Source organism: Synechococcus sp. 60AY4M2, assembly GCF_002760375.1.
GTDB lineage: Bacteria > Cyanobacteriota > Cyanobacteriia > Thermostichales > Thermostichaceae > Thermostichus.
Map to the genome: position 1 here is coordinate 1,703,430 of NZ_AUMZ01000001.1, position 24,122 is coordinate 1,727,551.

Below are 24,122 nucleotides of genomic sequence, written 5' to 3' on the forward strand. Positions count from 1 at the left end.
TTTCCATCCCGTTTCCTCTTCCCGCTCATGAAGATCGAGGGTGACAAAGCTGAGGGATCCCTGCAGGAAAAAACCGATGCAGAGGTGTTTGCAGCCCTAAAAGCAGGCCGGTCACAAGCTCTGGCCATTCTCTACGACCGACATGCCGGCTTGGTGTACGGAATTGCCTGCAAAATGCTGGGCAACACTGCCGAAGCCGAAGATCTCACCCAAGATATTTTTTTGAACTTGGCCCGTTCCTCCTTTGATCCCAGACGGGGATCCCTGCGCACCTACCTGAGCATCTTGGCTCGCTCTCGCTGTTTGGATCGGCTGCGCTCTTGGCGGAATCGACAGCGCTCCCTGGAACAGGGCAGAGTGGAATTGCAGGGTAGTCCTGCTGCGGATCCCACCTTGGAGCAGTTGGCCCAAGCGGAACGGGTGGCCGAGGTGCAAACGGCCTTGGCCGAGTTGTCCGAAAGTCAACGGCAAGTCTTAAAGATGGCCTATTACGAAGGCATGAGCCAAACAGAAATTGCCAAGCAATTGAATCTGCCTTTGGGAACGGTTAAAGCCAGAGCCCGCCGAGGCTTGCTGCGGCTGCGCGAGTTGCTGGGAGGCGCCCCATGAAAGCCGAGTCTGTGTCTCCCGAAGAACTGCAACTGTGGCTGGCCGGCTACGTGCTGGGGGATCTCTCCCCGGAAGAGGCCGACCGCCTGGAAGCGGTGCTCAAGCTGCGCCCGGAGCTGCAGCAGGAGCTGCAAGCCCTGCAACAGACCCTGGAAAGGGCCTACGGCGTCGAAGAGAAGCAACCTCCCCCCGCGCTGCGGGCTTCTCTGCTGCAAGCCTACACAGAGCCGGCGCCCAAACCCCTCTCCACGACAATTCAGGGATCCCCTCGCTGGCGGGGCCTGGCGGCATTGGCAGCAGGGTTAATCGTGGCTTTGGGACTGGGGAATCTCTACCTGTGGCGCAGGCTGCAACTGGCCCAGACGCAAGGGATCCCGGTCGAGGTGGTGACATATGAATTGCAACCGACGGCAGAAAACGTGACTGGCTCGGTTACGGTGGAGGTGGATCCGCAGCGCTTGCAGGGGAGGCTGGTAGCCCGCGGTTTGCCGCCGCTGCCGGAAGGCCGCGTCTATGCGCTCTGGGTGGTGCTGGAGCCGGAAGCGCCCTTCACCAAAGATAGGGCGGGGGCGATCCTCACCACAGCTTTCCGGGTGGATGCGGCGGGAAACCAAGAACAGGAGCTGCGCTTGCCACCGGTGTTCGCATCCACAGAATGGGTGCGGGCAGTGGCCATTACCGAAGAAGACGGCAGCCGGCCCCAAGAGCACCAGGGATCCCCTCTGTGGATTTCCGGCTAGCGGGAGCAGTGGCCAACCAACATAGGTTCGTCGGCGGAGGCAAGGCATGGATCTAGCCAGGATCCCTCTGCTTAAGCGACTGGCGGAGCACTCTCGCCGATGTGGATCGGCAAAACAGGGATCCCGAGCCACCCTGCCGTTGGGAAAAGTTGTGGGTGCACCGGAAGCGTAACAGCATTAAGATGATGGTCACTACCCCGGCACAGCAAAAGCCAACTTGGAGGCCACCCTATGGGCGAAGCCAAGCGCCGCAAAACCCGAAACAGACCGACTCCCGACCAAGAGCTGCTCTTTCCCCAGCTCAAAGACATTCCTCTCACCAAAGCCCAAGCCCGCACGATCTACAATTGGACAACTCGAGGCGCTTGGGCCGGCATTATTCTCCTGGCCATTGTCTGGGTGGTGGTGCGATTTGTGGGGCCTGCCCTGGGCTGGTGGCACCTGGTGGGCTAGCCGGCTGGATCCCTTGAGTGGAGTTTTCCTATGCGATCCTACTTGGCAGCCGCCCTGCAGATGACCAGCACCCCCGATCTGGCCGGCAACTTGCAACAGGCAGAGGAGTGGATTGACTTTGCGGCGCGCCGGGGCTGTGAGCTGGTGACCTTGCCGGAAAACTTTGCCTTCATGGGGCCGGAGGAAGAAAAAGCCCGCCTTGCGCCGGAGATTGCGCAGCGGGCCGAAGAGTTTTTGGCCAAGATGGCCCAGCGCTACCAGGTGTTTGTGCTGGGCGGGGGATACCCGGTGCCGGATGGACAGGGCAAGGTGTACAACACGGCGGCCCTCTACAGCCCCGAGGGCAAGGAGCTGGCCCGCTACCGCAAGATCCACCTCTTCGACGTCAACCTGCCCGACGGCAACACCTACCGCGAGTCGAACACGGTGGTGAGCGGCAACGAGGTGGTTGTCTGCCAGGAGGAGCGGCTAGGCACCCTTGGTTTGTCGGTCTGTTACGACGTGCGCTTTCCTGAGCTATATCGCTCCTTGGTGGATCGAGGGGCAGAAGTGTTGTTGATCCCCGCCGCCTTTACCGCCTACACGGGTCGGGATCACTGGCAGGTTTTGCTGCAGTGTCGGGCCATTGAAAACACCTGCTACGTGATCGCCCCCGCCCAGGTGGGCACCCACTACGCGCGGCGGCAGTGCCACGGGCACGCCATGATCGTGGATCCCTGGGGGACGATCTTGGCGGATGCCGGCGGCGAAAAACCAGGTGCGGCCATTGCCGAGATCGACCCGGAGCGGCTGCAGCTTGTCCGACGGCAGATGCCCTCGCTGCAACACCGTCGGCTTGCCTGAGGGATCCCCTATGCCTTGGCCGCCGCTAATCCTCTACAGCAAGCCTGGCTGCCACCTCTGCGAGGGCTTAGCGGAGAAATTGCGGCAGATCCCCGAAATCGGCGAGCTGGAAATCCGCGACATCACCGCCAACCCCGCCTGGTGGGAGCGCTACCACCTGGAGGTTCCCGTGCTGAAGGTGGCCGGGGATCCCGAACGGCTTTTGCCTCGCCCCTCGCCGCGGCTGACGGCGGCGCAGTTGCGCGCCTGGCTGGGACAACAGTTGGGTTGCCTATCGGGAGGCTAGCGCTTCGCTGCGGGCGGTATAGCCAGCTTGGCGCAAAGCTGCCACGGTGGCCTCGGCATCTTTAACCCAAAATTGGGATCCCAGCCTCACCCAGAGCGTGTGGGGAGGGGCGACGATGGCCGCCACAACAGGGATGCGATTTTCTTCCTTGGCTTCCGAACGTTGGCGGGCAAGCAATGTTTGCAAACGGTATCGATCCTCCAATGTCCCAGCCGAGTCCAGAGGGAGTTCCACCGTAACCCAACTCACCGATTCAATCGGCTGTAAGTCCTCGACAATCAATTGCACCTGTTCATCCCGCTGATCCACCTTGGCCCAGATAAAGAGCCGTTGATCCACCTCCAGACGATGGCGCAAACGTTCGTAAGTTTTGGGGAAGATCACCGCTTCGCAACTGCCGGTGAGATCTTCCAGTTGCAAAATGGCCATGCGATCCCCTCTCTTGGTGGTTACCGTTTTAATGGCGGTCAGCAGGGCCAGAATGCCTACAGAAGTATCGGCTGCGTAGCCGCTCAAATCGGAGAGGTTAACAGGAGCCAACAGCCGCGCCTGCTCTTGAATCCGCCGCAGCGGGTGATCCGAAACATAAAAGCCCAACAGCTCCCGTTCTAGCCTTAACTTTTCTTGCGGTGGAAAATCTTCAGTTGCAGGCCCCCGCGGAGCTTCAATAAATCCCTGGTCGTTGCCCAACAAATCAAACAGGCTGGCTTGGCCAATGGCTTTAGACTTAGCCTGCTCCGCTGCCCAATTGAGGATGGGATCCAGATCCGCCATTAGCTGTTTGCGGTTGCCGGAAATACCATCAAAAGCGCCCGCACAGATCAACGACTCGATGGCGCGGCGGTTGACCACGCGCAGATCCACCCGCTGGCAAAAATCGGCCAAAGAGGTGAAGGGGCCTCCGGCCTGGCGGGCAGCCAGAATGTTTTGAATCGCCCCCTCGCCCACATTCTTCACTGCTCCTAGACCAAACAAAATGCTGGATCCCTGAGGGGTAAAGTCCAGGCCAGAACGGTTGATATCCGGCGGCTCAATTTGGATCCCGATCGACAGGCAATAGGTGATGTAGCGCTGGACCTTGTCTTGATCCCCTCCCACAGAAGAAAGCAGCGCCGCCATGTATTCTGTTGGATAATTGGCCTTGAGATAGGCTGTCTGGAAAGTAATCAGTCCATAGGCCGTAGAGTGGGATTTGTTGAAGCAATACTCGGCAAAAGCAACCATTTGGTCAAATAGCTCCGTAGCCACTTCCTTGGCCACACCTCGCTCTACTGCCCCTCGGACGAATTGCTCCCGGTGTTTCTCCATCTCGGAAACTTTCTTTTTTCCCATCGCCCGCCGCAATAGATCAGCCTGGCCCAGGGTATAGCCGGCCATGTCCTGGGCAATGCGCATGATCTGTTCTTGGTAGAGAATGGCGCCATAGGTATCTTGAAGGATTGGCTTGAGGAGATCGTGGGCGTAGGTTACCGGCTTGCGGCCATGCTTGCGATCGATAAAGTCCGGGATCATGCCCGTATCCAATGGCCCTGGCCGGTAAAGAGCTAAGACCGAGGAAATATCTTCCAAGTTGGAAGGCTTGAGCTCTCGCACCACCTGCTTCATGCCGGAAGACTCCAGTTGGAAGATCCCTTCCAGCTCTCCTTTTTCCAAAAGTTGGTAAGTTTTCTCGTCGTCCAATGGCAGGTTATCCAGGTCGATAGTGACCCCTCTGTGCTCTCGAATCAGCTCCACGGCCCGCTGGATCATCGTCAGGTTGCGCAGCCCCAAAAAGTCCATCTTCAACAGGCCCAGAGACTCGATATCTTCCATCGAGTACTGAGTAATAATTTGGCCTTCGTTGTTGTATTGCAAGGGCACGATCTCATCTAGAGGATCTTTGGAGATGACCACGCCGGCAGCGTGAACCCCAAAGGTTTTGTTGGTGCCTTCCAACAGGCGGGCCAGCTCGATCCAGCGGTGAGTGGTTGGGTCTTTCTCGTATTTTTCTTTGAACTCTGGAGCCGGCGTGTTCTCGCCGATCATCTCCTCCAATTTTGCCGGTTTGCCCCGCGAGACCGGGATCAGCTTTGCCATTTTGTCGGCTTCGGCATAGGGAATATCCAGCACCCGACCGACATCTTTGAGAATGGCCTTAGAAGTCATGCGGTTGAAGGTGATGATCTGGGCCACTCGCTCCTGGCCGTATTTGCGGGTTACATAGTCGATCAGCTCTCCCCGCCGCTCGATACAGAAATCGGTATCGATATCCGGCATCGATTGCCGTTCTGGGTTGAGAAAGCGCTCGAAGAGCAACCCATATTTGACGGGATCGATGTTGGTAATCTGCAAAGCATAGGCCACCAGGGATCCGGCTGCCGAACCGCGGCCCGGGCCCACCGGGATCCCGTGTTCGCGAGCATAGCGAACGTAGTCCCAGACCACCAAGAAATAGCTGGAGAAGCCCTTTTGTTGGATGATATTCAGCTCAAAGCGCAGGCGCTCCTGATAGTTTTCCGGAATCTGATCTGGATAGGCAACGCCGCAGCGTTTCGCCAGGCCCTGCCAGGCCAATTCGGTGAGATAGCTATCGGCAGAATGGCCCGGCGGAACTGGATAGTCGGGCATGCGCGTTTCCCCAAATAGGTCATAGCCCTCGATCTTTTCCAGCACCTTGAGAGTGTTGGCAATGGCTTCGTCGATCACCTCCTGCTCCAGGTGATCGCGGCAGAGGCGGCGCATCTCCTCCGGGCTTTTCAAGTACTCTGTGCCGCTGTAGCGAAGGCGGTTTTTTTCGGTGAGGGATTTGCCTGTTTGGATGCAGAGCAAAGCATCATGAGCCTCCACATCCCAACAGGAGATGAAGTGGCTATCGTTGGTGAGGATGATCGGGATCCCTAATTCGCGAGCAATGCGCACCAATTGCACATTGACAAAGCGGTCTTCTCGATAGCCGTGATCCTGAATCTCGATGTAGTAATCATCTCCAAACTGTTCCTGATACCAGGCGGCAACTTGGCGGGCAATTTCTGGCCGCCCCTGCAAAATGGCCTGGGGCACCTCCCCGGCCAGGCAGCCGCTGGTAACGATCAACCCCTCTTTGTATTGCGCCAAATACTCTTTGTTGATACAGGGCCGAGCGAAGATCCCCTTGCCTTGAACGCCTTGGAGATGGGAAATGGTGGTCAGCTTGACCAAGTTTTTGTAGCCCTGGGTATTTTTGGCCAAAACCACTTGGTGATACTTGGGGTACTTGCGGCTTTTGTCTCGAATATCGCCGTTGATAACATACATCTCATTGCCGATGATCGGCTTGATCCCTTTGCTTTTACACAGTTTCACCAGCTCGATGGTCCCGTACATAACGCCGTGATCCGTCAGGGCCAGCCCCGGCAAACCCATCGCCACCACCTGCTCAATCAGAAGCGGCAATTGGCTGGCGCCATCCAAGAGGCTGTACTCGCTGTGCAAGTGCAAGGGAACAAAGGCCATGGCAAGGCTACAGATAGAAGGATCTTTCTTACCTTAACTCGGTGTGCCCATTTCCCAGCTGCCTGCAGGTGTGGCTACAGTGAGATCAATCAAGCTTGTGTTTTCTCCTTTTGCCTAAATGGACACTCCCCTTCGCCTCACCCAGTACTCCCACGGCGGCGGCTGCGGCTGTAAAATCGCCCCGGCGCTGCTGCAGCAGATTCTCAAAGAGCTGCCCCTTTTCTGGTCGGATCCGGCGCTGCTGGTGGGATCCGAGACCAGCGACGATGCCGCCGTCTACCAACTCAACGACGAGCAGGCCCTGATCCTGACCACCGACTTTTTCATGCCCATTGTGGACGATCCGGTGGATTTTGGCCGCATCGCCGCCGCCAACGCCCTTTCCGATGTTTACGCGATGGGGGGCACGCCCATTCTCGCCCTGGCCATTTTGGGCATGCCGGTCGACAGGTTGCCCCTGTCGGCCATTCGGGAGATCATGGCCGGGGGAATCAAGGTCTGTCAGGAAGCCGGGATCCCTTTGGCCGGGGGGCACTCCATCGATTCGCCCGAGCCCATCTTCGGCCTGGTGGCGGCAGGGCTGGCCCACCCGCAGCACATCCGCCGCAACGCCACCGCCCGGCCCGGCGACGATCTCATCCTCACCAAGCCGCTGGGGATCGGGGTGATGACCACCGCCCTGAAAAAGGGCCAGCTCAGCGCGGCAGGCTACGCGGAAGTTTTGCAGGTGATGACTCAGCTCAACCGCATCGGCCCGCAACTGGCGCAGCGAGCCCAGGTTCGCGCCCTAACCGATGTAACGGGGTTTGGCCTTTTGGGACATCTGCTGGAAGTCTGCCGGGGCTCGGGGGTGAGCGCCGAGCTGGATTTGGCTGCCATTCCGTTTTTGACCGAAGCGCTCTCCTTAGCTGAAGCTGGGATCTTCCCCGGCGCAGCCCGGCGCAACTGGCAGGGCTATGAGGGAGTAGAGGCCAACTCTCTGCCGGAGTGGCAGCAGTTGCTCTTGTCGGATCCGCAAACCAGCGGCGGCTTGCTGGTGGCGGTGGATCCCGCCTACACCGCAGAGCTTTTGCAAGAGCTCCACAGCGCCGGCTACTCTTACGCCCGTCGCATTGGCCGCTGCCAGGCCGGCGAAGGGATCGCCATCCGGGTTGTCGGCGAGATGCCGGTAGCTTGAGTGAAGCCTATATTCGGCCCTCTCCTGCCAATATGAAGATTCGGTCAAGCAGAGCTGCGAAAGTTGAAGATCTCATGTAAGGGTAAGGGGAGCTGAGATATCTTAAAGGGGTATGAACGAGCCCTCTCCCAACAGCCATAGCCTGGTTCAGTGGGTTGAGCCAGGTCAACTGATTCGCAGCCTCAGCAGTGGCCAATTGCTGATGGTGGATCCACAGCGGCCCAACGCCCTGATCATCTGCAAGACGTTTCATGCCGAGTTTGCCGGGCCGGGGGCTGCGGTCGGGGGGCCCTTGGATGTGGATTCGAGCGGCGTGCTCCCCATTGGGGATGTGGCTCTGTTGCATCCCCAGGGCTATCAAGAGCGGCAAAATGCCTATGCCAAGCGGCTGCACTGGATGCGCTGGCTGCAGCAGATCACCGATAATCCTCTGCCGGCCCAGCGGGCGCGGGTGCTGCTTTTTAGTTTGGAGGAATTTTTCTCTGCCGATTTGGTCAGCCAGTTGCCGGATGACATTTTGGCGCGGCTGGTCGGGGTGCTGCCGCAGACAATCGCCGCAGCTCGGATGGAAATGATGCCCCTCTACAGCCCCAGCTATTCCCTGGCCGGCTGAGCCGTCTTGGGGAAGAAGGGAGAGGGGAGCCTGAGTTGGGGCTGTTCGGGATCGGAGTAAGAGACCTAGACTACAGAAATCAGGCCTTCTGGCTCTCTAGATTTGATTGGAAAATAAGCGCAGTATCGCTACCCTGAAAGCTCGCCCAACCGGGATCCTGGCCTCATGCAGTGGTGGAAACGGCTTCGCCAAAATCGCTGGGCTCAAGCAGGAGCCTACATCCTCCTCGTTTTCTATACTTGCGCCATTTTTGCCGAGTTTGTCGCCCCCTACAGCCCGCTGGAATCGCAGCCGGGGGGATCCCTTCTGCCCCCCACCGCCATTCACTTTTGGGACGAGTCGGGGGCTTGGCTGGGACCCCACGTTTATCCAACTCGCCAGGGGCCGGTGGATCTGGAAACGGGCGAACGTCCGCTTTTGGTGGATACCAGCCGTCCCGCCGGGATCCGCCTGTTTGTGGCCGGCACCCCTTACCGTTGGTTGGGTTTGATCCCCTGGGATCGACACCTATTCGGCACTGTCCCTCTGCGGACGGAGGAAGGGCTGCCCGTAGCGCGGCTACACCTGCTGGGCACGGACGATCAAGGTCGCGACTACTTCAGCCGTCTGGTCTACGGTGGGCGCGTCAGCCTGTTCGTTGGCCTGGTGGGCATCGGCATCTCTTTTCCCATCGGTCTGCTGGTGGGGGCCATATCCGGCTACTTCGGCGGCTGGGTGGATACGCTGCTGATGCGGCTGACTGAGGTGTTGATGTCGATCCCGACGCTGTATTTGCTGGTGTCGTTGGCGGCGGTGTTGCAGGTGAACCCGCTGACCGGTGTGCCCTTCAGCAATGCCGAGCGCTTTTTGGTGATTGTGGCCATCCTCTCTTTGGTGGGTTGGGCGGGCTTGGCCAGGGTGATTCGGGGGCAGGTGCTGTCCTTGCGGGAGCGAGACTTTGTGCAGGCGGCGCGGGTGGCCGGGGCCGGATCCCTGTATCTGCTGGTGCGCCATATCCTGCCCCAGACCACCACCTACGTGGTGATCTCGGCAACCTTGGCGGTGCCCGGCTATATCGTGGCAGAGTCGGTGCTGAGCTTGATCGGCCTGGGGATCCAACAGCCGGATGCCTCGTGGGGGAACATGCTGTCGCTGGCCACCAACGCTTCGGTAATCATTCTGCAGCCCTGGCTGGTGCTGGCCCCCACCCTGATGGTGGTGCTCACCTCCCTGTCTTTTAACTTGCTGGGAGATGGCCTGCGAGATGCCCTCGACCCGCGGGATCCTGATCCTCGCTGAGGAGAAGTTGCTTCCTGGTTTGCCGGCTGTAGAGGCAATGGGGCGGCCTGCCGTTCACCGTTTCCCGTCGGGATAGAGCCGGTTGAGCCCCTTGCGAGCCTTGGCATGGACGTCCAGGGTGGTATCCATCTTCAGGATCTGGCGGTAGACTTGCTCGGCCCGGGCGATTTCCCCCTCCTGCTCCAACTTCTCGGCCAGCTTGAGCAAACTTTGGGCCGAGGGATCCGCCAAAGAGCCCTGCTCCTGCAGTTGCCGCAGCTCTTCCAGGCGCTCTTGCACCATCGGTCGCAACAGCCAGGAATCGTCCAGATCCAACACTTCTCGGTAGTAGCGCTGGGCCTCTTTGAAGTTCTTTTGCTCGTCGTAGGCTTCCGCCAGTTGCAAAGCCAGCTCCGCCGTGGGCCGATCCTTAAACTGGCGATGCAGTTGGTTCAGCCGCCGCAGGAAGGGGGATCCCTGCTGCGGGTTTTTCAAATCCGGCGCGTGTTGAACCGGCAAATAGTTACTCCTCTCCGCCGATTGTTGAGGGGAAGGGGCAGGCTCCGCGGCCTGAGGTCGAAGGGGCGTTTGCCGGCTGATGCTTTTGGGGTCAATGGGGGTGGGCTTGTAAACCCAAACCGGCTGATCCGGAGGAGATGCGGGTGGGGTTGGGCGTGGGATCGGCTGCGGCAAGGGAATGGTCTTGCGATCCGGCGGTTCAGGAGATGGCTGCTTCAGCTCCTCAAGGGTGCTGGGAGGTTTGGGGGCCTGAAATTGAATCGCTTTGGGAGTCTCCCTGCGCTCTTGGGCCAATTCTCGGTACAGAGCGGCCAATTGCAGGTACCCCGCTTCTTCATAGGCGGTGGCCAGCCAACGGGCATTCTCTGGGCTGGGATCCGCACGATAAGCCCGCCGGAGCAACTGCAAAGCAGTGCCGTAGTTGCGCTCTCGAATGGCTGCCCGTCCCAAACTCGCTGAGCTGACCCCGATGGTATCGCTGGCCATAGTCCCCCATCTGTCTTGGCGCCGACAATAGAGCTAAGAGTCAAGGCTGAGCTGCTGATAATTCATGTTTTCCAAGCCAGCCACGTGGGTTGACGCTTGCTTAATATAACTGGATTCCTTGGCCATAGCATACCCTCACCAGCCGGGATGTTATCTGCTCGGACAGCTCCCTCTTGTTGAGATCTCTCGCTTTATATCAATTCAATGTCGATATTGAGGGTGGGATTGGATTGAGATCTGGATGCCAAGTTAACTTTCGGGCTAACTTGTAGTCAGAGCTTCAGCAGCAACAGGTTCTGACGCCAACATGATCCAAGACTTTCGAGAGCGGTACCCTATGGGCAGTTTGCTCACCGATCTGTTGCGGGTGGAAGAAGGGATCTACATCGTCAAAGCCCAGGTGGTGGTCAACAACACGGTTCTGGGCAGTGGTATTGCCGGCTCCAACACAGTAGAAGAAGCAGAAGATGCTGCGCTGAAGCGCGCTTTAAACCACGCAGGATTCGGTCATTCCACAACTTCCCTGAGCTTGGGGGTGGATTCTGCTGCCGCCAGGATGCCCTACCTGCCCACTCCTGACTTGGCCAATGGGCGCACCCACTCTTCTGCTGCCCCTCAAGCTCCTGAGTCGATAGGGATCCCGGCGAAGCCGACTTCCCCAGAGTTGCCCAATCTGAGCGAGCCAGGGGCCTATGGAGATGATTTATCCGACATCATTGCTCAAACAGATGTCGAGATGCAGCGTATTGGCTGGGGCCGCAAGGAAGGACAAGAGTTCTTGGAGCGTCGCTTCCAAAAAAAGTCGCGCCACCAACTAAATGAGGCCGAACTGCGGGAGTTCTTGCGCTATTTAAAACAGCAGCCGTCCCGCCTCAACAGCGAGCCCCGTTTTTGACTTTTCCAGACTCCCTCGCTCCCGGCCCTTCTCCCAGAGGGAGTCCCCCCTCACCCCCAGCCCCTCTCCCAGAGGGAGAGGGGAGTTAGACTTGACCTTGGAAAAATCCCTTGCCCAAAGACAGGAGACTGCATCAAACCGCCAGTCTCTCTGGTGTCTCGTTGTGTTCTGGAATAGCCACGGCTAGGGCGCACCCACGATCACAGTGGTGTCTTGCATTGTCTTCACGACGGTCTCGCCTCCTTCCGAGAGCACAACCCGTCGCTCCGGCACCGACACTCCGGCCACCCTGGCAGTTTGGTAGTTTTGCCCGGCCTGCACCACAGAAGGAATGACGCCTGGGCCGGAAACCAAAGCAAAGGATTCGCCACCAATCTGGATCATCCCAGAAACCTGCACGCTGCGGGCAAAGGCCGCCGGGTCACGAGTGGGGGTCGGGAGCGGCGTGGTCACTGCTACGGGCACTTCGCCACCATTGCCGGGCGGCGGCAGCTCCGGCGGCGGAGGTAGAGGTGGCAGGTTAAGGGTTGGCTCAGGGGCACGCACGTTTTGGGGCACAAAGGGATCCGCCCGTCCCGCCCCACTCAAGGCCCGCTGGGTTTCCTGCTCTCGATCCACTGGCGGGATCAGGCTAGAGGCAGCTTGGGTAGCCTGCAGAAGGGAGGGCACCGGCGGCGGGGGTTGATCGGGGGCGGTCTGGCCAAAGCCGGCAGGCAAGTTCACCGTTTGTTGCCGGGCGAGAGCTTGCATCTGGCTGGCTCCGCGGGCCAAGGTGGCGCTCATATCCTGTTCCCAAGTCCCTGCAGCATTCAGCCGCATGATCACAGGGCTGGTTCCCCCCCGAGACTCCACCCAAATTTCCGCTTCTGTGTCGCTCAATCGCCGCGAGCTGAGGATCCGGGATCCCGGAGGCAAGAGGGGCCGAAGCGCCAGTTCGGCCTCAGGAACAGCCTGTTCGTTGGCCAGAGCCGGGAACCAACGGGGGGCCAAAAACGCAACGCCCCCTGCCAACAGCAGGCCGGCTACAAGAAAGCAGGACAATGGGCGAGCAGGCAGCGATTTCAGCATAGAGACCACCGGGAGAGAGCCTCGTATCCTCTCCACCAAAATATCCAAAATCTTCGTGATGGGGCCAAGTCAACCTGCTTTTCTCGACAACAGTGCTAGGATTTGTCGATCGAAACAGTGGCACCATGTCCCCAGAGATCCCGACCGGGCCAGACAAAGACGGCCTCTGTCCAAGCGCAGCCTCGTTTGCCATACTGAAGAAAGATTGTAAATATTTGTTAACGCCATGACTGTCTCTGCTTTGGATCCCGCCAACCCCGCCCGTTTACAGGAGATCGCTCAACGCTTGCGCAGCCCGCGTTCTGCGGACCGGATGGTGGCCTTGGCCCAGTTGCGAGATGTGCCGGCAGAGCAGGCGGTGCCGCTGATTTTGCAGGTCATCGACGACGAAAACCTGCAGGTGCGCTCTTTTGCCGTGTTTGCCTTGGGGATCAAGCAGACGGACGCCTGTTTGCCCAAGCTGCTGGAGATTCTCACCCAAGACCCGGACTACGGCATTCGCGCCGATGCGGCAGGCGCCCTGGGCTACTTGGAAGATCCGCGGGCTTTTGAGGCGCTGGTGCGTGCTTTTTATGAAGATGTGGAGTGGCTGGTGCGCTTCAGCGCCGCCGTGGCCCTGGGCAACCTGAAGGATCCCCGAGCCTACGACGTATTGCTGCGGGCGTTGGAGGGGCCGGAAGAGCTGCTGCAGCAGGCGGCCATTGCTGCTCTGGGAGAACTGGGGGATCTGCGGGCGTTGGATCACATCCTGCGGTTTGCCCAGTCGGAAGATTGGCTGGTGCGGCAGCGGCTGGCCCAGGCCTTGGGAAATCTGCCTTCGCCCAAGAGCGTTTCCGCCCTCAACTATCTGGCCAAAGATCCCCACGATAGCGTTGCCGCGGCGGCTTTGGATTCGCTGCGGCGGCTGCGCCAAAGGGGCTTCCCGGAACCGGGATCCCGGCCAGCCGATTCAGAAGCAAGCTAAGCTGAAGATCTGGGTTCGGCCTGATGTAGGGACGGGGTTCTCGGAGGGCTCCGTCGAGGATTTGCCGGCCTTTGGTTTTCCTGATCCTCTGCTCTGCGATGGCTACCAGCCCCTATCCTCTCGTTGCTCCAGAAATAGCCGGCTCCCCCTCTCGGCCTCGCATTGTGGCGGCTCTCTCTGGGGGGGTAGACAGCTCCACGGTGGCGGCCATTCTCCACGAACAGGGCTATGCCGTGGAGGGGGTGACTCTCTGGCTGATGCGGGGGAAAGGCCAGTGCTGCACCGACGGCCTGGTGGACGCCGCCGCCATCTGTGAGCAATTGGGGATCCCCCACCATATTGTGGATAGCCGCGAGCTGTTCCAAGCCAACATTGTCGATTACCTGGTGGCCGGCTATGCGGACGGGATCACACCGCTGCCCTGCTCGCAATGCAACAAGCTGGTGAAGTTTGGTCCCTTGCTAACCTATGCCCGCGAGACCCTGGGCATCTCTCAGATTGCCACCGGCCACTACGCGCGGGTACGTTTCAACAGCGAGCTGGGGCGATATCAACTGCTGCGGGCGGTGGATCGGCAGAAGGATCAGTCTTATTTTCTCTACGACCTCAGCCAAGAGCACCTGGCCCACAGCCTCTTCCCCTTGGGCAACTACACCAAGGCCCAAACCCGCCAGATTGCCGCGCGCTACGGCTTGGTTACGGCAAATAAGCCCGAAAGCCAGGATCTGTGCTTGATCGAGACCTACGGCTCGATGCGCAACTTTTTGGATCAGCACCTGGGTCAAAGGCCGGGGGAAATTGTCGATACCCAGGGGCGCGTGCTGGGATCCCATCAGGGCATTCACCACTACACTGTTGGCCAGCGCAAGGGGCTGGGCATTGCCTCTTCCCGCCCGCTCTATGTAGTGCGCATCGATGCGGCCATGAACCGCGTGGTGGTGGGGGAACGGGAAGAAGCCACCCAAGCCGAGGCCTGGGTGCGGCAGGTGAACTGGGTCTCGACCCCTGCGCCGGACGAGCCCTTAGCGGTAGAAGTGCAGGTGCGCTACCGTACCCCCGCCGTGCCGGCCACCTTGATCCCGGAATCGCCGGAGCGGGTCAAGCTACGGTTTGCCGAGCCGCAGTTTGGGGTCACTCCTGGCCAAGCTGCCGTCTGGTACCACGGGGATCTCCTGCTGGGGGGAGGGATCCTGGAGCGCCCTTCTCCCTAGGCCAACTGCAACTTCCCTCTCGCCAGGGGGGAAGGATTGGGGGTGAGGGCAAGCCAAACTACGCTGCTTGCGCTTGCAGCTGCTGCAGGGATCGGAACAGGAGCACCGTGTAGACATTGAAGATAGGCGTGACTGCCGTGAAAGCGGCAAACCCGACCACAACTGCTAAGAGAGCTACCACAGGCGCCCAAACCAGAAGCGCAAGTTCTATGATGTCGGTATTACCCCCAGTTACAACTGCAGCTAGGGTAGCTCCCAAGATCGCCACAACAAAAGGCAAAAGCAGGATTGAGATGCCGAAGATCAAAACCACGACCAGGAATGCCCAAAACACCCCCCACCAACGGCCCCTGACCAGGTTCCAACTGTAGACCAACCCTTCTGTGGCACCCTTGTCCTCCAGGGCAATTGCGCAGAGGGTGAAAGCTAGCCTTACCCGGCAATAGATGCCGGGAAACACAAACAGCTGCATCCCTAGTGAGGAAATCAGATTCACCAGGAGGCTGCCGAATATCAGAGGCACTGCCTTAGAGAAAGCCTGATCCAAGCTATTGCCCAGCAAGGGAGTTCGCTGCTTCAAGTGCTGATCCACCAGCCAAAAGGCTGCTCCTGTCAAGATGGGCGCGCCGACTAGGACATAGGCCAGGAGGAGCAAGGAGAGGATCATCCCGAGGGAAGGTGAGGTCAGACCTACAACGAAGAACGCGATATGGCTAGAAGAGGTCAGGATCAGCAGCGGCCAGTAGATGGGACCTACCAACTCAAACGACCGCCGCAAGAGCAGAATCGGGCTAAGGGTGGCGCTTTGCATGGCAGAGGGATCCTCGTGGGCAGCCCAGTCCACCCCCTTCATACCACGGGATCTCACCTAGGACATCTTGGGTTGAGCCGAAATCCCAAAAAGGGATCCCTTCTCATCTCAAAGCTAGGCACGGGGAGCACCCTTTTTGCTATCCCCAATGGGGGCAAAAGCGGAAACTAGGAGGCTGCTTGCCCCTTCAATCGTTGCAGGGATCGGAACAGGAGAACCACATAGACCCAGAAGATGGGCACAACGGCTGTGGCAGCAGCAGCCGCAACCATTCTCACCCCAAAGTCGCCAACATCAGCCACAACTATGACAAATCCAACTATCAATACACCCGCAAAACCAAGAATCAAGCCCAGGACCAGAAGGGCCCAAAACACGCCCCACCAACGACCTTTGACGAGATTCCAACTGTAGCGCAGCCCTCCTGTAGTTCCTTGATTTTCTAGAGCAATGGCACAAGGTGTGAGGGCCAGCTTAACCCCTACATAAATGCCTGGAATGATCAGAAAGATGGAGGCAAGGCAAGAGAGGAGTGCTGCTAAGAGGGTGCTCAGAACTAGAGGCACTGCCTTCGAGACAGCTCGGTTGAGGCTGTTGCCCAGCAGGGGCGCTTGCCGCTTCAGGTGCTGATCCACCAGCCACAAGGCTGCTCCGCCTAGGATCGGTGCAACAACAATGCCATAGGCCCGTTGGAGGATCCCCCCGAGAAGTGGGGTCAGCTCCGTGACGATGGCCAGGATAAAGCCTGGAGAGGCCAGGATCAGCAGCGGCCAGTAGATGGGACCTACCAACTCAAACGACCGCTGCAGGAGCGGGATTGGGCTAAGGGTGGCGTTTTGCATGGCGGAGGGATCCTCGTGGGCAACCAAGTCCACCCCCTTCATACCACGGGATCCCGGCTTTGGTTCCGGGAGTAGAGTTAAGAAAGTCTACAAGGCCGATTTTTGCAGGATCCAGGCCGCTGCCTGTTCGCCGCTGCGGAGAGCCCCCTCGAGGCTGCTCTGGTGGGTGTATTCCCCGGCCCAAAGGAGGCCCGGCAGGCCGCTAAAGGTGAGAACCAAATGCTGCTGAAAGCCGGGCGGCTGCACAAACTGGGCAAAAGGGATCCGATACACCCGCAGCAGGCGCCATTGTTCCAAGGGGGCTTTGGGAAAATAGGTCTGCAGCTCGGCCCGGCAGGCTTGGGCCAGCTCTTCATCGCCCAGAGGGGGATTTCCCAGCACCGTCACCGAATAGAGGTGCTGGCCAGCAGGAGCCAGCGCCGGGCTGAGGTGGGTGAGCTGCACCCAGTGGTTGATCCAGCCTTGGCCGCCGGCGTTGAGGTACAGATAAGGGCCGCGAGTTAGGGAAAAGGGGGCGCAGAAGTAAAGGCAGGTCACCGCTCGTCCCTGGGTGGGGATGGGTACAGCGGCGTGGGGGCAGAGCTCCGCTTGCCAGGCCCGCGCTTGAGGAGCATCGGTGGCGCAGACCACCCACTCGGCAGGGATCTCCTCGCCGTCGGCGGTGCGGATCCCGCGCACTTTTCCCTCTTGGACCAGGATGCGCTCCACCGGGGTTTGGTAGCGGATCTGCTCTGGGGCAAGGTGGCCGGCCAGTTGGCGGGCCAGTTCTCCCATACCCAAGGCCGGGGTGACGATGGCTCCCTCGGCCATCATCTTGAAATAGAAGGCCAAGAGGCGGGCGCTGCTGGCCAGCTCCGGATCCAAAAGAATGCCGCGGAAAAAGGGGTAGAAAAAGTGCTGGCAGATCTTGGCGGAGAACCCGTACCTTTCCAGAAACTCCCGCAGCGAGCAATCGGATCCCCCCAGTCCTTCTTGGAAAACCTGCTCCGGGGTGCGCCGCGCCAGCTCTGCCCGCAACTGCAGCACCTTGAGCTTGTCGCCAAAGCTGGCCAAGGGGTTGAGCAGGGAAGGAAAGATACTGGACAGATCCCGCAGGGGATCTCCCAACAGCCAGCAGCGACCGGGTTGGGCCAACATGGCTCCCGGACGGTAGGGGCGGGGATCGAGCTGGCTCAGATCCAGATGCCGCCGCACCTGGGGATAGGCCGTAAACAGCACCTGAAAGCCGCGATCCAAACGAAAGTCTTCCACCGCGTCGGTGCGCACCCGCCCGCCGGGGCTGTCGCTTTTCTCTAGGACCAGAACATCCCTTTGGCCCGCTTGGGCCAGCACCTTGGCGCAGGTCAAGCCGGCCAGCCCCGCCCCGATAATGACTACTCTGCCCATGCTCTGCCGGGATCCCTCCTCCGTCGAGTATTCTACCTGGCTTGATTCCTCAAGGCTGAGTCCCCTTCTCCGCTTCAGAGGCGGGATGTTCTGGCCCCCAGATGCGAATGGCGCCATCGGCGCCGCCGCTGAGAAGGGTCTGACCATCGGGGCCGAACAGCAGAGCGCTCACCATCCAGGTCTGGCCGCCCAGAGTGCGCAACTCTTTGCCGCTGCGCAGATCCCAGAGTTTGATCTGCTGGGCGCGGTGATCGGTGCTGCTGGCCAGCAAGCGACCATCGGGGCTGAGGGCAAGGGTGGCCAAGCCGGATAAGGGCTGGGGCAGGGTGCGCTCCCGGGATCCCGTGCCCACGTTCCAGATCCAGATGCCGGAAGCGCTGGCGGCGAGCAAGTGGCGGCCATCGGGGCTGAGGAGCACCTGCTCGATGGGGTAGTCGGCTTCGAGGGTTTTCAGCAACGCTCCACTCCTGGGATCCCAGAGATAGACGGCGGGATTCCCATTGGCAGCCACCAGGATCCAGGGCGAGCTCCCTTCTTCCGCCAACCCAGAGGGAGCAAAGGCCACTGCCGTAATGCCTGCCCCTTGGGTAACCGGGTAGGCGGCGCTGTCGATGGTGCGCACCAACTGGCCGTCCTCGGCTTGCCAAAGGCGGATGGTGCGGTCGGCGCTGCCGCTGGCGATCCAACGGCCATCGGGGCTGATGGCGACGCTGTTGATCAAGTCGGTGTGTCCTTGCAATTGCAGCCGTGGCACCCCCTCCCCCGACCGCAGGGCGGGATCCCCTAGAGCAGCCAGATCCCAGACCCGCACCGTCTTGTCTGCCCCTCCACTCACCAAAAAGGTGCCATCCGGGCTGATGGCCAGCGTCTCAATCGAGCCTTCGTGGCCTGTCCAGCTCTGCAGTAGTTGGCCGGCCTGGGGATCCCAAAAGCGGATGACGCCGTCATCCCCCCCGGCAACCAGGAGATTTCCATCCGGGCTGATGGCCAGGGCGGTGATGGCGGCGGGACCTTCCAGCTTGGCCTTGAGCCGTAAGGACTTGGCCCAATCTGCCAAGTCGAGGGCAGGGCTTCCAGTCTTGGAGGGATTGGGCGGCTGCTCTGTGAAGCTGAAGCTGTTGGGCCCAGCGGATCCCAAATTTGCCATTGTTCCCGCGGGCGGGATAGAGTCCCTAGGCACAACTGCCTTCTCTCCCCACCGGCTAAGGTTGGCCGCCAGTTGCCAGGCAGCAACTCCGAACAAAACCAGCAAAGCCGCCAGGCTGCTCCCCGCCCAAAGCGGTGGGATCCAGAAACGCGCCCGCAACGATACGGGAGAGCGCGGCGGCGTAGTCGGCTCCTGCCAGGGATCGACGGCAACAGGGTCGGGCAAGATCTCAGCGCCGGGAGAGACACCTTCTGCCAGAGACAAAGCCTGCAAGGCAGCCAGAGCTGCCGCTGCCGAAGCAAAGCGCTGCCGCGGGTCGCAACCCACCAGGCCATCCAAAAAAGCGGCGAAAGGAGCGCTGGTAGGAGCCAGATCGTGCCAGCGCAGCTCTCCCGTCAACGGATCGCGAAACAGCTTGTGGGTCGGGATCCCTGAGAGGGCTTGCAAGGCGAGGAGGCCCAAGGCATCGAGGTCGCCGCCAGCAGAGGAAGCCTCCAATCCAGAACCGGCAGAGGCCATAGCTTGGCCCAAGCCCAATACCATCCAACGGCCATCGGACTGTCGGCAGAGCAAGCAAGAGGGCCGCAAATTGCCGTGGCTCACCCCCTCACCCTGCAGAAAGGCTAGAGTCTGCAACACATCTTGCAAAAAGGCCCGCACCTCCACCTCTGACCAAAGCTGCCCTTGCTCCGTGGTCTGGCGCAGGGCCTGTTCCAGTGTCTGCCCCTGGATCCACTCTTCCACCCAGTAAAAGCCCCCTTCCTCCTCAAAATAGGCCAGCAGGCGCGGGATAGCGTCATGGGATCCCAGGCGTTCCCGCAGCGCCATTGCCTGTTGAAATCGCTGCCGGGCAGCAGAGGGCTCTTCCCCCTTGGGAGAGCGAGGTTGCCAACGCCTGATCACCACCCAGCTCTGTTCGGGGCAATGGCCATCTTGGGCCAGGTAGGTTTGCCCGCTGGATCCCAGTTCTTCTAGGATCTGATAGCGGCCAGCCAAGGTTTGCCCTACCATAAGGACTCCGGTCGCTCCAGGCAGATGTGGCTCACCCGTGGCCTATCCTCGGCCAGGCTACCAATTTTTGCTTCTGACCCATCATGCCACAGTGAGAAAACAGGGTCTAAGGTAACCCCCTCGGCAAGAGATGAGGTTTCTGGCTACTCGAGGCGGGAGAGATGGAGGTGACCTCCCTTCGGAAGAAGGAGATCTAGATCAGGCGCGAGAACCTAGGACTCAACCCTCCCCCCCAATTGGCGGCCCGCCCAAGGAAAATCCTCTACACTAAATAGAGCGAGTACAGGCAAAACCGCGTCCATCCTATTGTTTGCCGGTCTGTTCTCCAGGCTGGCCTCCCTGGCACCTTATGTCTTCTGTCAACCCGGCCTTGCCCATTCAGTGGATCGATGCGGATTCGGGAGAGGTGGTGGAGGAATGCCCCTGGGAGAGCAGCCCCCATCCGGGTACCTACATCCAACTGGCCGAGCAGCACTACCTAATTTTGGAAAAGCGTCATTCCTACCAATTGCGGCAGGGCAAGTATCACCTCTGCGGCATCCGCGCCCTCATTCGCCCGGTGAGCCCACCTCCCGAAGCAGGCCAGTTTCTGGGGGATCCCTCCTGCCGCTTCAACGCCCGCTCGCCCCTGTTGCGCTGCGCCGTCAACCCCAGCGGGCCCTGCCAGGGGTGTCGCCACTACGAGCCGGCCAAAGGGCGTTAGCTTTCCAGCTCCAGCGCCAGCACCTCGGTCAGGGCGCGGTTGGTGTTTTCCCGGAACTCGGCCACGCTCACCCGTCCCAGCAAGTACACCGCCAGCAGCATCACCGCCGCCTCCACCCCAAAGACGGTGGCATAGGCCAGCACCGAGGAAGTGGGGAAGAGGAGCCGCCCCAAATCCAGCAAGGCGCCGCCAATGAGGGTAGAAAGCGCCTGCGACATCGCCTGGGCCAGGCCCCAAGCCCCAATAAAGGTGCCGGCAGTCTCAGCCGCTGTCAAATCCAACATCAAGCTGATGGCGCCGTTGGTGGTGATCCCGGAAGCTAAGCCGAACAGGATCATGCACAGTTGCAGCAGCCGCGGCTCGCCCGTAAACCCTGAGGCAATGGTTAGGCCAAAAGAAAGGGCCACCAGCAAGCAGCCCAGGCGGGTGGTGGTCTGCTTGCCCAACTTGGGCACGATGAAAAATCCGGTCACCACAATTCCCGCCAAAATGCCCAGGCTCCAGAAAGCGTTGAGCTGGGTACTTTGGGATACGGTCATGCCGAACACCTCGCCGCCATAGGGCTCTAGAATCGGCTGCTGGATAAACAGGCCCATGGTCATCAGGGCCAAAAAGCCGAAGAAGATCACGGTTTGGCGGCTGGCGGTGAGCACCTTAATGGCCGTGCCCAGGGTGATCTGGTCTTCCCGACCCACCAAGGTGGAACGGGATCCGTAGCGAGAGTAGCGTTCTTCCACCCCCCAGGTGGCGATCACCCCCAGCAGGATCACCACGGCAGGGATGATGATGAAAAGGCGGTTGATCGTGCTCTGTAAGTTCTCGGCATCCAGGCCGCGCAGCAGCACCGCCGAGCCAATCGCCCCCCCGGCGATGCCCACCATCAGCATCGACCAGACGATCCCCACCAACTGGGAGCGGTTGTGCTCATCGGAAACATCCACCAGCAGCGCCGCAAAGGGCGTGGAGCAGGCGCTCAGACACAGCCCGTAGAGAGCAAACATCAAGGCAGCCAGAGCAATCCAGCCGTAGGTAGCCGGCGACCAGCCGCTGTTGGCAAAGCTCTGCCCCAAGCCCCACACCACCTGCACCGCCAAGAAGATGCACAGGGCAAACAACACCGATCCCAGGCGCACATAGCCGCTGCGGTGCGTCCCCAACAAAGGCTTGGCATCGGAAAGCTGCCCAAACCAGACGCGGGCTGGAGACACCAACTGGTGCATGGCCAGGGATCCCCCCACCACCGTAGCCGGGATGGCCAGCAGCTCCGGGTCGATCATGACCCGGTTGAGCACCCCCAACGTCAGCAGCGACATCATCCCCAAGCCCATCTGAAATAGGCCCAGGCGAAACATAACCAGCAAAGGCAAGGGGGGCGCCGAAGGCTGAGGCTGTGAAGAAAGGTCGGTGGCCGCCGACCCGTTGACCTCAGGATCCCGCTGAATATTGGCCATGACCTGTGATGCTTCATGCAAAAGCCCTACAGCTTTTTATGGTAGCCCAGGCAGCCGGGGATCCCGGAAAAGGTATGGGATTGCCGAAAGCGAAACCGCCGCACCGGCTCTCGGTAACCGAGTTAGGGCCGGAGCATCGTTCCCTGCTAGCCTGTTGCCGCTGGTTTTGGCGGGAGCAAGTCGCAAAATCTTTCCGCGCCGGGGTTTCTCTACTACACTGACAACTGACCTGGTGCCAAGCGAAACGGGCCTTCCTGCCGCTGCGCTCGGCAAGTCAGCATTTGCAGACACAACAAACCCAATCTCGATCCTGTTTGAGACCGAGAAGCTCGTCCATAGCCAGCTTTTGCTCAAGTCGGCGAGGAATTTCTCCGGCAACCCTATGGCTGACGCAGTCCCAGTTCGGCGCTACGACCTGTTTGTGCAAGCCTCGCGGCTGCTGCAGCGTTACCGGCAGTTGACGCCGGAACTGCGTCCAATAGGAGTAGAAGTGGCCCTGGCCATCCAGTACCATCGCGCCCAGGCCGGCTCGGGATCTCTTCTGCCGGCGGTGGGATCCCCTCATGGCCTGCCTCTGCAGCAGGTGGCCCAGCGCATTTGCGACCCGTTTTACAGCAAAGTCCACCCCCTGCTGCCCACCCTGCCGGAGACGGGGGAGCCCTTGGTGTGGCCCCTGTTTAACCAAGGGGAAAACGGCCTTGTCCAACCCCTGGCGCCGAGCAAAGTGGGCGGCAAATTGGCGGAACGGCGCTGGCTTAAGGCTTGCAACAGCCAGGAGGGCATTGGTTGTCATGCTTTGGCCGCCCATCTGTGGCAGGACGAGCGTTTTCTGGCCGAAGACCGGGATCTCTGTCCTTTTCGCCTCTACGACGGGCGCTACCCCTTGAGCGTGGATCAGGGGCGGCAAACCTGTGGCTTCGACGACCACCCCTGTGGCTGGCAGGCGGGACACCCCAAAATGCTGCAGGTGGTGGGCAAGGGCAAACAGGCGGAGATTTTGCTCCCCCACTGGACTGACGCGATGTGGGCCATGCTGATCCCGCCCCATCGCCCCCTGCCCATCTATCCTCTGCTGGTGATGCTCTACTTTGGCCAGGAGACTCTGCAAAAGGGGCGCAGCAGCCTTTCGGTGGAGCAGTTTCGCCTGGATTTTCAGTTCAGCCACTCCCAACTCAAGCTGTTGTTTGACACCCACCCTGAGCACCCTCTCAATCGCCATCTGCTCGCCCTGGCTGCGCAGCCGGAGGTGGAGTGGGGATCCGCCGAGCTCCTGCCTCCTATGCTCCCCCTCTTGCATCACCCTGCTGGGGGCAAGGTGGTTTTGGATCCGGATGAGCCGCCCCAGTTTCGCAGCAGCGGGATCCCTGCCTGTGCCGGGACAGACCCGCTGATGGCAGAGCGCCGCCGTCGCCGTCAGTTGGAGCGCAGCGAACGCCACAACGAGATCTTGCACCACTTTCGCCGCTGGTTCCGCCTGGCTGGGCTGGAGGTGCGGGAAGACCAGCACACGTTTGACTTTCTGGCGGTGGCGGATGGACACCTGCTTTTGGCCGAGGTGAAATTGCTGCACCACAAAGATGCCGCAGAGGCGCTCCAGGAGGTGGTGGGGCAATTATTTTACTACGAGCGCTTTGCCCTCACCCCCTGGATCGAACAGGGCTTCTCCGTTCAGAAAGCCGCCGTTTTCGACGGGCCGCCGCCGGATCCCTACATTCGATTTCTGGAAGACCTGGGCATTGCCACCTACTGGATCAACGAGCAGCAGATGATCGACGGGCCGGAGAGCTCGCTGCGCCTGTTGCGCCAAATGGAGGTGCGGGTGCGGCCGGATCCGGAGTTGGGGGATTAGCCTCTTTTCCGGGCTCTGGCCTAATGGAGAGGGATTCTTAACCACCTCTTTACTCAGGTTCTCCCCTGAGGGTGGTACAGCCTGTTAAGGGCTCAAGGGGTACAATAGCAGCACTTAGCAAACCAACTTCGGAAGGAGGATGGATTGATCAGTAGTAAAGAAGTCTTCACTATCTGCTCCATGCTATATTTCCCAATTCTGCAAAGCTGCCGAATAAAATGCTTCAACACCGACCACATCATCTCAAGGGGATTCAACTCCGGCGCATACACAGGCAGGTATAGGATTCGTGCTCCTGTCTCCCTAATCAATTCCTCAACTTCCCGACTC

22 protein-coding genes are annotated in these 24,122 nt (G+C 60.1%); 13 read left to right on the forward strand and 9 right to left on the reverse strand.

Going from position 1 to position 24,122, the window contains the following annotated elements; all coding sequences use genetic code 11:
* The first annotated feature begins 27 nt into the window (after positions 1–27).
* The 5 genes from SYN60AY4M2_RS07455 to SYN60AY4M2_RS07475 all read left to right on the forward strand — a co-directional run bounded on the left by SYN60AY4M2_RS07455 (position 28) and on the right by SYN60AY4M2_RS07475 (position 2,931).
* Positions 28–609, forward strand: a complete 582-nt coding sequence (locus tag SYN60AY4M2_RS07455) for a sigma-70 family RNA polymerase sigma factor (protein ID WP_099813287.1) — start codon at positions 28–30, stop codon at positions 607–609.
* Positions 606–1,349 (forward strand): anti-sigma factor, encoded by a 744-nt coding sequence (locus SYN60AY4M2_RS07460; protein WP_011428984.1) that lies wholly within the window; start codon positions 606–608, stop codon positions 1,347–1,349. Before SYN60AY4M2_RS07455 ends, SYN60AY4M2_RS07460 begins: the two co-directional genes overlap by 4 nt.
* Positions 1,350–1,580: 231 nt before the next feature.
* Entirely contained in the window at positions 1,581–1,802 is a 222-nt protein-coding gene (locus SYN60AY4M2_RS07465; RefSeq protein WP_011428983.1) for a DUF2839 domain-containing protein, read from the forward strand.
* Between the two features lie 30 nt (positions 1,803–1,832).
* Positions 1,833–2,645 carry a carbon-nitrogen hydrolase family protein gene (locus SYN60AY4M2_RS07470; RefSeq protein WP_099812626.1) on the forward strand — a complete coding sequence of 271 codons (813 nt, stop codon included), beginning with the start codon at positions 1,833–1,835 and terminating at the stop codon, positions 2,643–2,645.
* Positions 2,646–2,655: 10 nt separating this feature from the next.
* Positions 2,656–2,931 (forward strand): glutaredoxin family protein, encoded by a 276-nt coding sequence (locus SYN60AY4M2_RS07475; RefSeq protein WP_011428981.1) that lies wholly within the window; start codon positions 2,656–2,658, stop codon positions 2,929–2,931.
* Here the strand turns inward: SYN60AY4M2_RS07475 and SYN60AY4M2_RS07480 are convergent.
* Positions 2,917–6,402 (reverse strand): DNA polymerase III subunit alpha, encoded by a 3,486-nt coding sequence (locus SYN60AY4M2_RS07480; RefSeq protein ID WP_099812627.1) that lies wholly within the window; start codon positions 6,400–6,402, stop codon positions 2,917–2,919. The two genes, SYN60AY4M2_RS07475 and SYN60AY4M2_RS07480, sit on opposite strands and share 15 nt — an antisense overlap.
* Before the next feature lie 118 nt (positions 6,403–6,520).
* On the opposite strand from SYN60AY4M2_RS07480, the gene selD reads away from it, so the two are divergent.
* The 3 genes from selD (at position 6,521) to SYN60AY4M2_RS07495 (ending at position 9,470) form a co-directional block, all read left to right on the forward strand.
* Positions 6,521–7,579: a selenide, water dikinase SelD gene (gene selD / locus SYN60AY4M2_RS07485; protein WP_099812628.1), complete on the forward strand. Its 1,059-nt coding sequence runs from the start codon at positions 6,521–6,523 to the stop codon at positions 7,577–7,579.
* A 112-nt stretch (positions 7,580–7,691) separates the two neighbouring features.
* Positions 7,692–8,192: a hypothetical protein gene (locus SYN60AY4M2_RS07490; protein ID WP_011428977.1), complete on the forward strand. Its 501-nt coding sequence runs from the start codon at positions 7,692–7,694 to the stop codon at positions 8,190–8,192.
* Between the two features lie 165 nt (positions 8,193–8,357).
* A complete protein-coding gene (locus SYN60AY4M2_RS07495; RefSeq protein ID WP_011428975.1) occupies positions 8,358–9,470 on the forward strand; it encodes an ABC transporter permease in 1,113 nt (370 codons plus the stop codon).
* 54 nt (positions 9,471–9,524) lie between these two features.
* Here the strand turns inward: SYN60AY4M2_RS07495 and SYN60AY4M2_RS07500 are convergent, their stop codons facing one another.
* Positions 9,525–10,454, reverse strand: coding sequence for a hypothetical protein (locus tag SYN60AY4M2_RS07500; RefSeq protein ID WP_099812629.1), 930 nt, complete (start codon positions 10,452–10,454; stop codon positions 9,525–9,527).
* Positions 10,455–10,791: 337 nt separating this feature from the next.
* Here SYN60AY4M2_RS07500 and SYN60AY4M2_RS07505 point away from each other — a divergent pair, with 337 nt between their 5' ends.
* The gene (locus SYN60AY4M2_RS07505) at positions 10,792–11,349 is read left to right on the forward strand and encodes a hypothetical protein (RefSeq protein WP_011428973.1); all 558 of its coding nucleotides are present in this window, start codon (positions 10,792–10,794) and stop codon (positions 11,347–11,349) included.
* A 183-nt stretch (positions 11,350–11,532) separates the two neighbouring features.
* Here the strand turns inward: SYN60AY4M2_RS07505 and SYN60AY4M2_RS07510 are convergent, their stop codons facing one another.
* Positions 11,533–12,339 carry a hypothetical protein gene (locus tag SYN60AY4M2_RS07510; protein ID WP_099813288.1) on the reverse strand — a complete coding sequence of 269 codons (807 nt, stop codon included), beginning with the start codon at positions 12,337–12,339 and terminating at the stop codon, positions 11,533–11,535.
* Positions 12,340–12,643: 304 nt separating this feature from the next.
* Between SYN60AY4M2_RS07510 and SYN60AY4M2_RS07515 the strand changes: the two genes are divergently transcribed.
* The gene (locus tag SYN60AY4M2_RS07515; RefSeq protein WP_099812630.1) at positions 12,644–13,381 is read left to right on the forward strand and encodes a HEAT repeat domain-containing protein; all 738 of its coding nucleotides are present in this window, start codon (positions 12,644–12,646) and stop codon (positions 13,379–13,381) included.
* Positions 13,382–13,479: 98 nt separating this feature from the next.
* A complete protein-coding gene (mnmA, locus tag SYN60AY4M2_RS07520) occupies positions 13,480–14,592 on the forward strand; it encodes a tRNA 2-thiouridine(34) synthase MnmA (RefSeq protein ID WP_099813289.1) in 1,113 nt (370 codons plus the stop codon).
* A 58-nt stretch (positions 14,593–14,650) separates the two neighbouring features.
* Here the strand turns inward: mnmA and SYN60AY4M2_RS07525 are convergent, their stop codons facing one another.
* The 4 genes from SYN60AY4M2_RS07525 to SYN60AY4M2_RS07540 all read right to left on the reverse strand — a co-directional run bounded on the left by SYN60AY4M2_RS07525 (position 14,651) and on the right by SYN60AY4M2_RS07540 (position 19,789).
* Entirely contained in the window at positions 14,651–15,445 is a 795-nt protein-coding gene (locus SYN60AY4M2_RS07525; RefSeq protein ID WP_099812631.1) for a glycerophosphoryl diester phosphodiesterase membrane domain-containing protein, read from the reverse strand.
* Between the two features lie 125 nt (positions 15,446–15,570).
* Entirely contained in the window at positions 15,571–16,287 is a 717-nt protein-coding gene (locus SYN60AY4M2_RS07530) for a hypothetical protein (protein WP_240527770.1), read from the reverse strand.
* A 45-nt stretch (positions 16,288–16,332) separates the two neighbouring features.
* Positions 16,333–17,631, reverse strand: a complete 1,299-nt coding sequence (locus SYN60AY4M2_RS07535; RefSeq protein WP_099812632.1) for an NAD(P)/FAD-dependent oxidoreductase — start codon at positions 17,629–17,631, stop codon at positions 16,333–16,335.
* Between the two features lie 49 nt (positions 17,632–17,680).
* Positions 17,681–19,789 carry a WD40 repeat domain-containing serine/threonine-protein kinase gene (locus SYN60AY4M2_RS07540; protein WP_099812633.1) on the reverse strand — a complete coding sequence of 703 codons (2,109 nt, stop codon included), beginning with the start codon at positions 19,787–19,789 and terminating at the stop codon, positions 17,681–17,683.
* A 349-nt stretch (positions 19,790–20,138) separates the two neighbouring features.
* Here SYN60AY4M2_RS07540 and SYN60AY4M2_RS07545 point away from each other — a divergent pair, with 349 nt between their 5' ends.
* Complete coding sequence (locus SYN60AY4M2_RS07545; RefSeq protein WP_071813485.1) at positions 20,139–20,492, forward strand: DUF6464 family protein; 354 nt, start codon at positions 20,139–20,141, stop codon at positions 20,490–20,492.
* On the opposite strand, the gene SYN60AY4M2_RS07550 is transcribed toward SYN60AY4M2_RS07545, so the two are convergent.
* Positions 20,489–21,943, reverse strand: a complete 1,455-nt coding sequence (locus tag SYN60AY4M2_RS07550; RefSeq protein ID WP_099812634.1) for a BCD family MFS transporter — start codon at positions 21,941–21,943, stop codon at positions 20,489–20,491. The two genes, SYN60AY4M2_RS07545 and SYN60AY4M2_RS07550, sit on opposite strands and share 4 nt — an antisense overlap.
* A 382-nt stretch (positions 21,944–22,325) precedes the next feature.
* Between SYN60AY4M2_RS07550 and SYN60AY4M2_RS07555 the strand changes: the two genes are divergently transcribed.
* Positions 22,326–23,792: a hypothetical protein gene (locus SYN60AY4M2_RS07555; protein WP_099812635.1), complete on the forward strand. Its 1,467-nt coding sequence runs from the start codon at positions 22,326–22,328 to the stop codon at positions 23,790–23,792.
* A gap of 92 nt (positions 23,793–23,884) precedes the next feature.
* Here SYN60AY4M2_RS07555 and SYN60AY4M2_RS07560 read toward each other — a convergent pair.
* Positions 23,885–24,122, reverse strand: a 238-nt coding sequence (locus SYN60AY4M2_RS07560; protein WP_206336914.1) for a transposase, incomplete at its 5' end; no start/stop codon positions are given.

Bases quoted from the DNA above. Each gene is read 5' to 3' on its own strand.
- SYN60AY4M2_RS07455 (WP_099813287.1), top strand. From the start codon at position 28: ATGAAGATCGAGGGTGACAAAGCTGAGGGATCCCTGCAGGAAAAAACC.
- SYN60AY4M2_RS07460 (WP_011428984.1), top strand. From the start codon at position 606: ATGAAAGCCGAGTCTGTGTCTCCCGAAGAACTGCAACTGTGGCTGGCC.
- SYN60AY4M2_RS07465 (WP_011428983.1), top strand. From the start codon at position 1,581: ATGGGCGAAGCCAAGCGCCGCAAAACCCGAAACAGACCGACTCCCGAC.
- SYN60AY4M2_RS07470 (WP_099812626.1), top strand. From the start codon at position 1,833: ATGCGATCCTACTTGGCAGCCGCCCTGCAGATGACCAGCACCCCCGAT.
- SYN60AY4M2_RS07475 (WP_011428981.1), top strand. From the start codon at position 2,656: ATGCCTTGGCCGCCGCTAATCCTCTACAGCAAGCCTGGCTGCCACCTC.
- SYN60AY4M2_RS07480 (WP_099812627.1), bottom strand. From the start codon at position 6,402: ATGGCCTTTGTTCCCTTGCACTTGCACAGCGAGTACAGCCTCTTGGAT.
- selD (WP_099812628.1), top strand. From the start codon at position 6,521: ATGGACACTCCCCTTCGCCTCACCCAGTACTCCCACGGCGGCGGCTGC.
- SYN60AY4M2_RS07490 (WP_011428977.1), top strand. From the start codon at position 7,692: ATGAACGAGCCCTCTCCCAACAGCCATAGCCTGGTTCAGTGGGTTGAG.
- SYN60AY4M2_RS07495 (WP_011428975.1), top strand. From the start codon at position 8,358: ATGCAGTGGTGGAAACGGCTTCGCCAAAATCGCTGGGCTCAAGCAGGA.
- SYN60AY4M2_RS07500 (WP_099812629.1), bottom strand. From the start codon at position 10,454: ATGGCCAGCGATACCATCGGGGTCAGCTCAGCGAGTTTGGGACGGGCA.
- SYN60AY4M2_RS07505 (WP_011428973.1), top strand. From the start codon at position 10,792: ATGGGCAGTTTGCTCACCGATCTGTTGCGGGTGGAAGAAGGGATCTAC.
- SYN60AY4M2_RS07515 (WP_099812630.1), top strand. From the start codon at position 12,644: ATGACTGTCTCTGCTTTGGATCCCGCCAACCCCGCCCGTTTACAGGAG.
- mnmA (WP_099813289.1), top strand. From the start codon at position 13,480: ATGGCTACCAGCCCCTATCCTCTCGTTGCTCCAGAAATAGCCGGCTCC.
- SYN60AY4M2_RS07525 (WP_099812631.1), bottom strand. From the start codon at position 15,445: ATGAAGGGGGTGGACTGGGCTGCCCACGAGGATCCCTCTGCCATGCAA.
- SYN60AY4M2_RS07530 (WP_240527770.1), bottom strand. From the start codon at position 16,287: ATGAAGGGGGTGGACTTGGTTGCCCACGAGGATCCCTCCGCCATGCAA.
- SYN60AY4M2_RS07535 (WP_099812632.1), bottom strand. From the start codon at position 17,631: ATGGGCAGAGTAGTCATTATCGGGGCGGGGCTGGCCGGCTTGACCTGC.
- SYN60AY4M2_RS07540 (WP_099812633.1), bottom strand. From the start codon at position 19,789: ATGGTAGGGCAAACCTTGGCTGGCCGCTATCAGATCCTAGAAGAACTG.
- SYN60AY4M2_RS07545 (WP_071813485.1), top strand. From the start codon at position 20,139: ATGTCTTCTGTCAACCCGGCCTTGCCCATTCAGTGGATCGATGCGGAT.
- SYN60AY4M2_RS07550 (WP_099812634.1), bottom strand. From the start codon at position 21,943: ATGGCCAATATTCAGCGGGATCCTGAGGTCAACGGGTCGGCGGCCACC.
- SYN60AY4M2_RS07555 (WP_099812635.1), top strand. From the start codon at position 22,326: ATGGCTGACGCAGTCCCAGTTCGGCGCTACGACCTGTTTGTGCAAGCC.